Source organism: Acinetobacter sp. NIPH 817 (genome assembly GCF_000368405.1).
GTDB lineage: Bacteria > Pseudomonadota > Gammaproteobacteria > Pseudomonadales > Moraxellaceae > Acinetobacter.
On record NZ_KB849419.1, the window covers coordinates 396,553 to 409,141 of the forward strand.

Annotated in this window: 11 protein-coding genes and 1 pseudogene; 9 read left to right on the top strand and 3 right to left on the bottom strand. The window is 39.4% G+C overall.

The genetic code is table 11. The annotated features are described in order from the left end of the window. Positions 1 to 13: 13 nt before the first annotated feature. The 8 genes from F968_RS03225 to glmS all read left to right on the top strand — a co-directional run bounded on the left by F968_RS03225 (position 14) and on the right by glmS (position 8,274). On the top strand, positions 14 to 1,321 hold the full coding sequence (locus F968_RS03225) for a hypothetical protein (RefSeq protein ID WP_081399455.1): 1,308 nt from the start codon (positions 14 to 16) through the stop codon (positions 1,319 to 1,321). Between the two features lie 238 nt (positions 1,322 to 1,559). Beyond that, a complete protein-coding gene (ribBA, locus tag F968_RS03230; RefSeq protein ID WP_003654193.1) occupies positions 1,560 to 2,681 on the top strand; it encodes a bifunctional 3,4-dihydroxy-2-butanone-4-phosphate synthase/GTP cyclohydrolase II in 1,122 nt (373 codons plus the stop codon). Positions 2,682 to 2,692: 11 nt separating this feature from the next. Next, complete coding sequence (ribE, locus tag F968_RS03235) at positions 2,693 to 3,163, top strand: 6,7-dimethyl-8-ribityllumazine synthase (protein ID WP_002119264.1); 471 nt, start codon at positions 2,693 to 2,695, stop codon at positions 3,161 to 3,163. A gap of 3 nt (positions 3,164 to 3,166) precedes the next feature. Continuing rightward, entirely contained in the window at positions 3,167 to 3,616 is a 450-nt protein-coding gene (gene nusB, locus F968_RS03240; protein ID WP_004790142.1) for a transcription antitermination factor NusB, read from the top strand. A gap of 16 nt (positions 3,617 to 3,632) precedes the next feature. Then, the gene (thiL, locus tag F968_RS03245) at positions 3,633 to 4,550 is read left to right on the top strand and encodes a thiamine-phosphate kinase (RefSeq protein WP_004790143.1); all 918 of its coding nucleotides are present in this window, start codon (positions 3,633 to 3,635) and stop codon (positions 4,548 to 4,550) included. Then, entirely contained in the window at positions 4,528 to 5,043 is a 516-nt protein-coding gene (locus F968_RS03250; protein WP_004790146.1) for a phosphatidylglycerophosphatase A family protein, read from the top strand. Before thiL ends, F968_RS03250 begins: the two co-directional genes overlap by 23 nt. Before the next feature lie 15 nt (positions 5,044 to 5,058). Beyond that, positions 5,059 to 6,423 (top strand): bifunctional UDP-N-acetylglucosamine diphosphorylase/glucosamine-1-phosphate N-acetyltransferase GlmU, encoded by a 1,365-nt coding sequence (gene glmU / locus F968_RS03255; RefSeq protein ID WP_004790147.1) that lies wholly within the window; start codon positions 5,059 to 5,061, stop codon positions 6,421 to 6,423. A 12-nt stretch (positions 6,424 to 6,435) separates the two neighbouring features. Further along, positions 6,436 to 8,274, top strand: a complete 1,839-nt coding sequence (glmS, locus tag F968_RS03260; RefSeq protein WP_004790149.1) for a glutamine--fructose-6-phosphate transaminase (isomerizing) — start codon at positions 6,436 to 6,438, stop codon at positions 8,272 to 8,274. 243 nt (positions 8,275 to 8,517) lie between these two features. On the opposite strand, the pseudogene F968_RS03265 reads toward glmS, so the two are convergent. After that, positions 8,518 to 8,812, bottom strand: a pseudogene (locus F968_RS03265) (hypothetical protein). Between the two features lie 1,034 nt (positions 8,813 to 9,846). Between F968_RS03265 and F968_RS03270 the strand changes: the two are divergent. After that, positions 9,847 to 11,058, top strand: coding sequence for a hypothetical protein (locus F968_RS03270; protein WP_004790153.1), 1,212 nt, complete (start codon positions 9,847 to 9,849; stop codon positions 11,056 to 11,058). A 61-nt stretch (positions 11,059 to 11,119) separates the two neighbouring features. Here the strand turns inward: F968_RS03270 and murI are convergent, their stop codons facing one another. Together murI and F968_RS03280 are read right to left on the bottom strand one after the other, a co-directional pair. After that, positions 11,120 to 11,920, bottom strand: a complete 801-nt coding sequence (gene murI / locus F968_RS03275) for a glutamate racemase (protein ID WP_004790155.1) — start codon at positions 11,918 to 11,920, stop codon at positions 11,120 to 11,122. 23 nt (positions 11,921 to 11,943) lie between these two features. Then, entirely contained in the window at positions 11,944 to 12,582 is a 639-nt protein-coding gene (locus F968_RS03280; protein ID WP_004790157.1) for an HAD family hydrolase, read from the bottom strand. Between the last annotated feature and the right edge of the window lie 7 nt (positions 12,583 to 12,589).

A 12,589-nucleotide genomic window follows, 5' to 3' on the forward strand; every position in this document is an offset into this window, starting at 1 on the left:
AATTTCAATATAATTGCCTTGGAAGTTTAACTTGATTGCGCCTAGACAAGGGCTATTTGCTAGCCTACTGATCGTTAGTTTTGCATTGCATACCTTTTTAATGGTGATTGCAACGACACACCAGCTTAATGAAAACCGTGCGAGTCAAGGTCAGCTCATGACTAGTCAACTCGTGGCCGACAGCTTATCTGAGCTAGAACCTGCCAATACGGTGTCTTTAGCTCTGATTGCCAATCGCTATGCGACCAATCCAAGCGTTGCGTCTATTCGCATTCTTGATGCCAACAAACAAGTACTGGCAACGAGTGGAATTTCAAAAACTCGCCAAGGTGAGATTTTTGCTCGCGATGCTTTGCAAAACGAAAAGAAAGTAGGCTCTATCGAGGTTACGCTGATCCAGCCAAGTATTGGCGAAATTTTGCGCACACAATGGCTAGCAATCTTAGCATCTCTGTTTTTGCATGTTTTATTATGGCTTGCCTATCGCGCGATTGCTCGCCCAACCCGTAGCGAATACTTGGCACGCATTAATGAAGAAAACCGCTTGAAACATGAAATTCAGCAATTAACTCAGGCGCTTGCATTAGAAAAACAAAATACGGTGACATTGGTTGCCCAAGCTCAGCAACAAGCTAAAGCTAAACCAGCGCTTCGCCCACAGCCAGAGAAAACTTCAGAGTCCGCAGATCAACATACTTTGGCACTCAATATCCAGTTTTATGACCCTAAACAGTTATTAAACAGTGTTAACCAATCGGTATCTGTTCCGTACTTTAAACTCTGTCAGCTCTTTTTAAACAAGAGTATTGAGTTATGCGTGAAGCATTACCAATTGAAGCTAACAGATATTGAAGTGGTAGATGAGTTTAATGCCGAGGGCGCGACACTCGCGATTTCAACCTCGCATACGCATGCTGTAGAGTGTTTACTCATGATTGGAACTGTCTTCCAACTACTCTCAGACGTTTTATATAAACGTTACCGCGAAGATAAACGCTTTGCGCTGCAAACCCGTAGCGCAACGTGTAATGCTGTAGAAGCAATGCAAATTGATGCGAAAGAAGCGGCTCAACGTTTAGCACAGCATCTTCATGCGAAAGAATCTGCTTTATATCTTGAAAATGATCAACTCAAGGCAATTCAAGACAGCTATCAACTTGTTGCAATGCCAAACCCAAGCAATGTGATGACTCGTCATGCATTTATGATCAATGGCATGAATGCAGAGTGTGCTGAACTTGCTCAAAATATCCGGACAGAAATTTTGATGGGAAAAAAATCAATCCCACAAAATGATAGTCCAAGCAGTGCAGCTTCATAAAAAATAACTGCGCATATCAGAACCTAGCCTCTTGGCTAGGTTTTTTATTTAAATTCATTGTTTTTATTTTAAATTATTCCATTTTCTTATGATTTATTTGTATAAATAAAGCTGGATCTATTCTATCTCGATGCAAAGTTGGATAAATCAGAATCATAGGCAAAATTATCTAAACAGCGTAAACTATGCAAAATTTATTAAATAGAAATTGTCTAACGACAAAAAAAGGTGAGAGCGAATGCCGCTGAGTCGTGTTGAAGATCTTGTCGCCGATATTCGTGCAGGCAAAATGGTTATCTTGATGGATGACGAAGATCGCGAAAATGAAGGTGATCTTGTCATTGCAGCAACGCATGTTCGTCCTGAAGACATTAACTTCATGATTACCCATGCACGTGGTCTAGTTTGCTTAACGTTAAGCCGTGAGCGCTGTAAGCAGTTAAACCTTCCGTTGATGGTTGACCAAAACGGTGCTCAGCATAGTACAAACTTTACCTTATCAATCGAAGCCGCTGAAGGTATTACGACTGGTATTTCAGCAGCAGAGCGTGCACATACAATTCAAGCTGCTGTCGCAGCGCATGCAAAGCCAAGTGATATTGTGCAACCGGGCCATATTTTCCCGTTAATGGCACAGCCAGGCGGTGTTCTACACCGTGCGGGTCATACCGAAGCGGGCTGTGATTTAACACGCTTAGCAGGTCTTGAACCAGCGTCTGTCATTTGTGAAATCATCAATGAAGATGGCACAATGGCACGCCGTGCAGATTTAGAAATTTTTGCCGAGAAGCATGGCTTAAAAATTGGTACAATTGCGGACTTGATTCACTACCGCATGACAAATGAGCAAACGGTTGAACGTCTGGATCAAAAAACCATTCAAACAGAATATGGTTCATTTGAACTCTATCGTTATCGTGAGATTGGTAACCCAGACATCCATTTGGCTTTAGTCAAAGGCGAGCCAAAAGAAGGTGTTACAACAGTACGTGTACATGGTTTCAGTCCAATTCGCGATTTACTTAAGCTAAATAAAGCTGATGGTGAACCTGCGTGGAATCTAGACCGTGCACTACAGACAATTGCAGCGAGTGATCGCGGTGTTTTAGTCTGGATCGGGCAAGATCATTTGCAAGACTTGGGACCAGCGCTGGATGATTTAAACAAGCCGAAACCGGTGAAATCCAATGCAGCACTTTCACATCAATATCAAACCATTGGTGTAGGCGCTCAAATTTTGCGTGACTTAGGTGTTGAAAAAATGAAGCTTCTTAGCTCACCATTACGTTTCAATGCTTTATCTGGCTTTAATTTAGAAGTAGTGGAATATGTCACTGCTGATCAAATCACAACGAAATAATCGAGGTTGCTATGGCAATTCGCCGTATTGAAGGTTTATTACATCTCGCAAGCGAAGGTCGTTATGCGATTTTAGTGGGTCGTTTCAACAGTTTTGTTGTTGAACACTTATTGGATGGTGCAATCGACACATTAAAACGTCATGGTGTAAATGAAGATAACATTACTGTTATTCATGCTCCTGGCGCATGGGAACTCCCGATTGTTGCTAAAAAATTAGCTACATCAAATCAATTTGATGCAATCATCGCACTTGGCGCAGTTATTCGTGGTAGCACACCACACTTTGACTTCGTAGCTGGTGAATGTGCAAAAGGTTTAGGTGTAGTTGCGTTAGAAAGCAGCTTGCCTGTCATCAATGGTGTATTAACTACTGATAGCATCGAGCAAGCCATCGAACGTTCAGGTACAAAAGCAGGAAACAAAGGTAGCGAAGCTGCTTTAACTGCAATTGAAATGGTTAATTTATTAAAGGCAATTTAAAGCATGTCTCAAACACTGCAAGCCGCTTATGCAGCAAAACGCAAAGCACGTCGTTTTGCTGTACAAGGTATTTATGAGTGGCAAATGAGTCACAATCCTGTACATGAAATCGAAGCACGTACTCGTGCTGAAAATGCCATGCACAAGGTAGACTTAAATTACTATCACGAACTATTAACGCAAGTGATTGCACTGCGCGATGATCTTGATGCATTACTCATTCCGGTACTTGACCGTGAACTTAGTGCACTTGATGGTGTAGAGCTCGCAACCTTACGTTTAGGTGCTTATGAGTTACGTGATCATTTAGAAGTACCTTATCGTGTAGTTCTTGATGAAGCCATTGAACTCGCCAAACACTTTGGTGGAGCAGATAGCCATAAATACATTAATGGCGTTTTAGATCGTTTAAGTTCAACACTACGTAGTGCTGAAAAACAACAAGCAAACTAATAGGTTTGAAGTTGATATGGCTGAGTTTTCTATTATTGACCAATACTTTAACAGACAATCTTATACAGATGTCACCTTAGGTATTGGAGATGACTCAGCCTTAGTCACCCCTCCTCAAAATCAACAATTGGTGATCTGTGCAGATACGCTAGTTGCTGGTCGTCACTTTCCTCTGAATACCTCAGCGCATGCAATTGGCTGGAAAAGTGTGGCTGTTAATCTTTCAGATATTGCTGCCATGGGTGCTAAACCGCATAGTATTTTACTTGCGTTAAGCCTCCCTACCATTGACCATGAATGGCTCGAAGGATTCAGTCAGGGTATCTATGACTGCTGTAATCAATTTGGCGTTGCTCTCATTGGTGGAGATACGACCCAAGGTCCACATCTGACCATTACTGTGACAGCTATGGGCTGGATTGAAGCTGGACAAGCTGTGTTACGTTCAGGTGCAAAAGTTGGTGACTATGTTTGTGTGAGCGGTCAAGTTGGTGATGCAGCATATGGTTTACAGCACCTAGGTCATCCATTACAAAAAAGACTAGACTACCCGACGCCACGTTGTCAGCTTGGACAACTGTTAAAGGGCCTTGCTTCTAGCATGATTGATATTTCTGATGGATTAGCACAAGATTTAGGTCATATTTTAAAAGCGTCAAAAGTCGGTGCTCGATTATTTTTAGAAAAGTTACCGATTGATTCAACGCTAGAGAAACTACCAGAACAGCAGCGCTGGCAATATGCGCTAGCTGGTGGTGATGACTACGAATTATGTTTTACAATAACACCGCAAAATTATGAAAAACTTTTGCAAAAACAACTAGACATTAAGATTACAATGATCGGACAGATCGTTGAGCAAACACAACTAACTTTTGAGCATTTGGGTTCGGATTACCCATTGCAAATTCATGGATACCAACACTTTGCATAAGCCGCCGATTCATTTTAAAGACATGTCTTGGTTCAACCGCTGCATCGTTTTCTGTGGAGTTGGTTTCGGATCTGGTCTCGCACCTAAAGCCCCGGGTACTTTTGGCTCTGCTTTTGCCCTACTCTTCGTTCCGATCTGGTTATCGCTTGGATTTAACTTAAGCTTAATCGCGATAATTATCATGTCTTTGGTCGGGATTTATATTTGTGGACAAACAGCAAAAGTCATAAATGTACACGATGATGGTCGAATTGTGTGGGATGAATTTGCAGGGCAATCTATTACCTTTCTTCCTCTCATTTACTTACAACAAATGAATTGGATGTGGGTGATTGCAGGCTTTATATTATTTCGAATTTTCGATGTTTGGAAACCTTGGCCTATCCGTGTTATTGATCGTCAAGTACACGGTGGTTTTGGTATTATGCTTGACGATATTATTGCCGGTGTATGGGCTGCTCTTTGTACACTAATTATTATCCATTTGACTTAATCATTAGAGTTATACATGTCAACTACTGTCATTATTCTTGCTGCTGGCAAAGGAACGCGTATGCGTTCTCAGCTTCCTAAAGTATTACAACCTTTAGCAGGTCGCCCACTATTAGGGCATGTCATTCAAACAGCAAAACAATTACAAGCTAAAAATATTATTACGATTTATGGTCATGGTGGTGACCGCGTACAACAAACATTTGCCCAAGAAAATGTTCAATGGGTTGAGCAAGCAGAACAACTTGGTACAGGTCATGCAGTACAAATGACCTTACCTGTACTTCCTAAAGAAGGTGTTTCACTGATTTTATCAGGCGATGTGCCATGTATTAATGCAAATACGCTACAAAAATTATTAGATGCATCGACCCAGACAGGAATTGGCTTAGTTACGCTCACTGTAGATGATGCAACAGGTTATGGCCGTATTGTGCGCCAAGATGGCAAAATTCAAGCCATTGTTGAACATAAAGATGCAAACGAAGCACAACGTCAAATTAAAGAGTTCAATACAGGTATTTACTGTGTTAGCAACGCAAAACTTCATGAGTGGTTGCCTAAACTTTCAAATGAAAATGCGCAAGGCGAATATTACCTAACAGACATCGTTGCAATGGCAATTGCAGATGGCTTAGAAGTTGCCTCTGTTGAACCAGAGCTTGCTTTTGAAGTTGAAGGTGTTAATGACCGCTTACAACTTGCAGCTTTAGAACGCCAGTTCCAACAAGAGCAAGTCAAAAAGCTAATGCAACAAGGTGTAATGTTCTTTGACCCTGCACGCTTTGATTTACGTGGTTCTGTAAAAGTTGGACAAGACGTTCGCATTGACATCAATGTTATTATTGAAGGTGAATGTGAGCTTGGTGATTTTGTAGAAATCGGCGCGGGCTGTATTTTAAAGAACACCAAAATTGCAGCAGGCACTAAAGTTCAGGCCTATAGCGTTTTTGATGGCGCAGTTGTTGGTGAAAATGCTCAGATTGGACCATTTGCACGTTTACGCCCAGGGGCTAAATTGGCAAATGAAGTGCATATTGGCAACTTTGTGGAAGTTAAAAACACAACGATTGGACTCGGTAGTAAAGCTAATCATTTCACCTATTTAGGTGATGCAGAAATCGGTGCTGAATCAAATATTGGGGCAGGTACTATTACTTGTAATTATGACGGTGCAAATAAACACAAAACCACTATTGGCGATGCCGTTTTTATCGGTTCTAATAGCTCGCTGGTTGCCCCGGTGACCATTGGGAATGGCGCTACAGTTGGTGCGGGTTCTGTGATTACGAAAGATGTAGCTGAACAAAGTCTCTCCTTTGAACGTGCGCAACAAATTTCTAAAGCAAATTATCAACGTCCCCAAAAGGTTAAAAAATAAGAGGATTGAAGTATGTGTGGTATCGTCGGAGGCGTTGCAGAGCGTTGTGTAACCGAGATTTTAATTGAAGGTTTAAAACGTCTTGAATACCGTGGTTATGATTCTGCGGGTGTTGCTTTACTAAATAATCAACAAATTTTACGTGAGCGCCGTGTAGGTAAAGTTATCAATCTTGCTGATGCTGTTGCTGAACACCAACTTACAGGGGCTATCGGCATTGCGCATACACGTTGGGCGACCCATGGTAAGCCAACTGAAAATAATGCTCACCCACACATGTCTGGTAAGGTTGCTGTTGTACATAACGGCATCATTGAGAACTACCAAGAGCTAAAAGATGACCTTCAAGCGTTAGGTTATGTTTTTACTTCTCAAACAGATACTGAAGTTGTTGCACACTTAGTTGCTGAAGCTCTAAAAAGCACAGATAGCCTTTTAGATGCTGTTGAAACTGTTGTACCTCAGCTTAAAGGTGCTTACGCGCTAGGTATTATCCACAGCGATTATCCAGATGAACTCATTACTGTACGTGAAGGTTCACCTTTAGTGATTGGCGTAGGTATTGGTGAAAACTTTATTAGTTCAGACCAACTTGCCCTTTTACCAGTGACAAACCGCTTTATGTACCTAGAAGAAGGTGATATTGCACGTCTTACACGTACTTCAATTGAAGTATTTGCAAATGGCGAACGCGTTGAACGTCCAGTAAGAGAGCTTGATGCAACCGTAAGCAGTGCATCAAAAGGTGAATACAAACACTACATGCTCAAAGAAATTTATGAGCAACCAGAAGCAATCAAGCAAACTATTTCTCAAGCGCTTGATGGCAATAGCTTGCGTGATGATTTCTTGAAAAATGCTGATGCAGATTTCAACAAAATTCAAAGCGTACAAATCATTGCTTGTGGTACAAGTTACCACTCAGGAATGATTGCGAAATATTGGTTTGAACAACTGATTGGCGTGCCTTGCCAAGTTGAAATCGCGAGTGAATTCCGCTATCGCACCCCTGTAATTGTTGAAAATACACTTTATATCTGTATTTCACAGTCAGGTGAAACTGCTGATACTTTAGCGGCACTACGTGAAACTCAAAAGCGTGCGAAAGCAAACAATATCGATATTCAGACTTTGACTATCTGTAACGTTGCGACGTCTTCAATGGTTCGTGAAACTGATCATCACTTATTGACTCTTGCTGGTCCTGAAATTGGTGTTGCTTCAACTAAAGCGTTCACGACTCAGCTCGCTGCGCTTATGTTGTTAATCTTGAAAATTGGTCAAGTGAAACAACGTATTAGCCCTGCTCTTCTTGAAGAAATTACACGTGAACTATGGCACAGCCCGAAAGTTATTCTTGATACGCTTAAACATGATCCAGAAATTTTGCGTTTGTCTGAATTATTCGTTGAAAAAAATCACTGCTTATTCTTAGGCCGTGGTACGAATTATCCAATCGCATTAGAAGGCGCATTAAAGCTTAAAGAAATTTCATATATTCACGCAGAAGGTTATGCGGCTGGCGAGTTAAAACATGGTCCATTGGCACTTGTTGATAATGAAATGCCAATCGTGATTCTTGCTCCAAATGATGAAATGCTTGATAAGCTAAAATCAAATATGGAAGAAGTTCAGGCACGTGGTGGTGAATTATTCGTTTTCGCTGATGAAAATAGCGGAGTGAATGAAAAAGATCGTCAACACGTTGTACATATTCCAGCAGTAAATGAATGGTTAGCTCCTATTGTTTATAGCGTACCAGTTCAGTTATTGTCTTATCACGTTGCTGTATTACGTGGTACAGACGTTGACCAGCCACGTAACTTGGCGAAATCAGTAACTGTAGAGTAATAATCAGACATGCTATCTATGCCATACATGGTCTAGATCGCTTCTGTTGATTAGAAAGCCCGATATGCATTAATTGCCTATCGGGCTTTTTTATTGCGTTCATATCGCTACAAAAGCGCTTTTACGTGAAAGAAAATCTAGTTTGATAGTAGAGAACTCCCCTAGGACCCTGTGTCACAACGGACTTTTACTTTTGCGCTGATTTAAAGTTTGAGAGATCATTGCGACACAGAGATAAAGGAGCTAAGCGAACTTAGCCCATTTGAGTTTTGTCGCAGCGTTGAATGCTGCTGAACAAGTTAGGGGCAAAGTCCTGTGGGAGAACAGGACTTTGCAAACTGGTGTGTTTTAAACGTTGTACGGTTTGAGGTGAATACACCTGCGCAAGCTGTTGGCAAATACAATTGCAACTGGCTTGCATGTGTTCACCTGACAAGCAAATTCTTTTAAATTCCTGCTGAGCATTGGCATCATCATTTGTAATACCGTAAGCACCGACCACAAGGTTTAAAAACAATATAAATTTATGAAGTTTCATATTATTCTCATGATTATTTATATCTTTAAATAAAATAAAAATATTATTCGTTTAAATATTAAAATAATTTTTTAAATAATAGTTAATCCTCCCATAAAAATAGGAAAATAAAATAATTTATATTTTAAAATAAAAATAATTTATAAATTTAAAAAATCAGGATATAGAAAACCCAAATTTTAAATAAATAAAATAGTTAAATGAGAGAGAAAATGAGTTTAAATTGTGGCATGGCCAACTCCTTAAAAATGGAGTCCTACCACCAAATCACCGTCAATTGATTAGGGTGGCAGAACGAAAGAGGGTTGACAGACTGGTGCCCATAGAGACCAGCACGCACGGGGCGTCCCCCTTCCGTCCTACCGCAAAGAAAGGGGACGCAAGGGTCTAACGACTTATAGTAGAACTATAATCCGCTATGGGGACTTACGGTCTGTCAAAACCGTCTGGCAATGTAGGCCAGCAACGAGATAATAATCGGTATAATAAAGAACGTCAATTTATTTTAATGAAAAAGTTTAAATATAATAATTTAATTAATGTTTAAATAATATTATTCTCTTTATTATATTTATGTCTTTAAATTAAATTTAAAATATAAAATTTGGTTATATATATTTAGTTAATAAAATAGATTAATCGTTAATTCTAATTTAACAGTCTATATAAATATATAGAGAGATGTTGCCCGATCATGTAACTTGGCTAAGTCAGTAACTGTAGAATAATTTAAAAATATCGTGTTACGAAAGTCACCTTTGTTTTGATAATTCATCTATTAAAAAGCCTGATATGTCTTTGAAATACATACTGGACTTTTTTATTACGTTCATGAAACTTTAGAAAATAGTGGTATCTTCTTCTTAAGATATTCTAATAAATACAACTAAATCAATATGTTATATACAAAAACCAACAAAAACACTTGGATTTATATGTGAAAAATTATGGTATAAATCACGCTTCGAAATTTGCCTAATAACTATAAATTTCGACTACTACAAAAACTTTCTAATTATAAGGAGCAACTCATCATGGCTAATGGATTTCCAGGCGGAAACTTTAGAATCGTTAACAAAGAAACAGGTGCATGTATCGCAAGCGCATACGGTGGACAAACCCATGGCTTACAAGATGCTGTAACTGCACGTGGTGAAACGGGTCAGTTAGCCTATTCTCATACAAATGACCGACTCTTTACGGTACATGACAAGGTTAAAAACATAGACGAAGAGCTTTGGTATTTTGACAGCCAAGACTATCGCAGTGGTCGAGAAAATAAGCTTTATAACAAAGTTAAAGATATCCGTTCTAGTTGGGTGCTCGGTGCTCATGTTGAAACAGATGCGATTGCATATAAATTATTTGATAAAGACTTAGAGCATTTCCTTAGTCTTTTACCAAAGCAAGATGAAGAAACAATCGCCCACTTAAAAACCAGTGATTGTCTTGATATTGTTCATTTATTACAGACATTTATTTATAGTAACGGCGAAGAAACGATTAAATCGGAACTTGTTGGTAAACTCGATGAGACTAAGCTGAACGAATATTTAAATGCTGTACTCGCTCATGAGTCAATTCGTCGCATCGAACAAAAGTTCTATGAATATGCTGCCTCTCCTTGGCTCTTTTTAGATATTCCTGAACTTAAAGGTTTGTCTGAAAATCCTTTCGCTCAGCAGAATGAACAAATCTATAAGATCATTCTTGCCTCTGTACAATTAGATGTCTTGGATCAAAAAGATTGGACTACAAGATCAGAGTTCCGATTGCATTTACGCCATGACAATATCGATGCTCTACTCAAAAATATGAAGAAAGAGAGCATGGCGGAGCTTCATGGAAAAGCATATAAAGAATATGAAAATACTCAAGACCTCAAAAAAGAAGCCGTAAAAGTCCTTCTAGAGCTTAGAAAAGCACTAGATTTACATACGAATGAAAAAAATATGGATACGGTCAAAAAGATTTTAAAAGTCAGCTTAAAATCAAATGAGTCTTTTGAACAATTGCAAACAGCGTTAAACAGTACCAATGGTAAAGAAATAAAACCAGTTAATTGGCATAGTGGCAATGTTTTCTTGCAAGGCGCGGGTCGCCAGTACCAAACTAACTGGGCATTTGAAGATGGTTATATCTTTGTAGAAGGCCAACCAGATGCTGTACTAACGCATCTCTGGGGTTCATCGGTAGGTATTAGTCAACGATCTAATGACCCAAAACAGCGCTGGGAATTGAAATAAGCTTAATTTGAGCTAGAACATAAGATGGTAAGAGAAAGCTCTCTTACCATCCTGATGAAGTTTATATTGCGATATCTTTTACTGGTAAATGCTTACCTAACAAAGAAAAACTAACGTCTGCAACTTCCAACGGGTCTGAACTGGTCCAAATAATATGATTTCCCTCATTTGGACTTTCAGAACTTAAATCATATCTATTTAATTGGCGCATTAAATGTGCGGTAACTGCTTCCGAAGGCTCAATAATTTGGATATCACGACCAACAATTTCTTGAATCGTAGCTGAAACAAATGGATAGTGTGTGCATCCCAAAATAATCGTATCAACTTTTTGCTCGACCAGCGGCGCCAAAATATTTTTTAAATAATCCTTAACTTCCGCTGTATGTGCTTTACCCGTTTCAATTTTTTCGGCTAAGCCAATACAAGGCACCAAAGAGACTTTAATATCTTGCGCATACGTTTCTATTAAACTTTTTAAGTTTTTTCCCTTCACCGTGGTGGCGGTTGCCAAAACAGCAATATGCTTACTTTGTGTGATGGCTACAGCAGGTTTTACCGCGGGTTCTATGGCAATAAGTGGCACATTAATTTGCGCTCTAATCGTTTCAATTGCTACAGCCGTCATGGTGTTACAAGCAACCACAATCGCTTTGCACTTCCCGTCATTTATAAGATTTGAGATTAAGTGAGTGGTTCGTGAAACAATCCAGTCACTTTCCCTGTCTCCATAAGGGACATATTTCGAGTCTGCAAAATAGATAATATCTTCATTCGGAAGAGCCTGACGAATGTGCTTAAAGAGAGACAGCCCACCTAAACCTGAATCAATCATTCCAATCGGGTTGTTATTGTTATTCATGGTTGGTCCTGTATTTCATGTATTTAGAAAAATTCTTTCATGGTTGCCAAGTCTGTTAGCACGACTTTGGGCTGAATGGTTTTTAATTTTTCAGCCGATGTATAACCCCAACCTACCGCAGCAAAATCAATACCTGCTTCATGTGCAGCTTCGCCATCCGTGGTTTGGTCGCCGACATAAATTGCTTGGTTTTTACTTACATCCAAAATGTTGAGAACACGCTTAATTCGCTTCGCTTTGCCAAATATAGACGAGCCGCCATCAATATGGCTAAAAAGCTCACAGAGTTCTTTACCAAGTACATTTTGACAGTTTTCTTTAGAGTTTGAAGTAATAATTGCGAGCGTATACCCTTGCTTATGCAGTTCAATTAAGTGGTCCCGCATGCCTTCAAATAGATGAATTTCTTCATCTCTTTCTTTCATTAGCTGAATAAAATCTTTCGCAATCCAAGGCAGTTTCCACCTAGAAACATTCATCTCTTTCATAATTTCTTTTGGTGAAAGATGTTTGTACTGCTCTACTTCATGTAGCCCTACAGATTTAAACTTATACTTTGCGGAAAGTTGATTTAAAACGCTTAGAAAAAAATGAAAGGAGTCGACTAAGGTACCATCTAAATCAAAAATAATAGCCTGATATTCTTTTAGGTTTTTTTCCATTTCTAAT

Bases quoted from the DNA above. Each gene is read 5' to 3' on its own strand.
- ribBA (WP_003654193.1), top strand. From the start codon at position 1,560: ATGCCGCTGAGTCGTGTTGAAGATCTTGTCGCCGATATTCGTGCAGGC.
- ribE (WP_002119264.1), top strand. From the start codon at position 2,693: ATGGCAATTCGCCGTATTGAAGGTTTATTACATCTCGCAAGCGAAGGT.
- nusB (WP_004790142.1), top strand. From the start codon at position 3,167: ATGTCTCAAACACTGCAAGCCGCTTATGCAGCAAAACGCAAAGCACGT.
- thiL (WP_004790143.1), top strand. From the start codon at position 3,633: ATGGCTGAGTTTTCTATTATTGACCAATACTTTAACAGACAATCTTAT.
- F968_RS03250 (WP_004790146.1), top strand. From the start codon at position 4,528: ATGGATACCAACACTTTGCATAAGCCGCCGATTCATTTTAAAGACATG.
- glmU (WP_004790147.1), top strand. From the start codon at position 5,059: ATGTCAACTACTGTCATTATTCTTGCTGCTGGCAAAGGAACGCGTATG.
- glmS (WP_004790149.1), top strand. From the start codon at position 6,436: ATGTGTGGTATCGTCGGAGGCGTTGCAGAGCGTTGTGTAACCGAGATT.
- F968_RS03270 (WP_004790153.1), top strand. From the start codon at position 9,847: ATGGCTAATGGATTTCCAGGCGGAAACTTTAGAATCGTTAACAAAGAA.
- murI (WP_004790155.1), bottom strand. From the start codon at position 11,920: ATGAATAACAATAACAACCCGATTGGAATGATTGATTCAGGTTTAGGT.
- F968_RS03280 (WP_004790157.1), bottom strand. From the start codon at position 12,582: ATGGAAAAAAACCTAAAAGAATATCAGGCTATTATTTTTGATTTAGAT.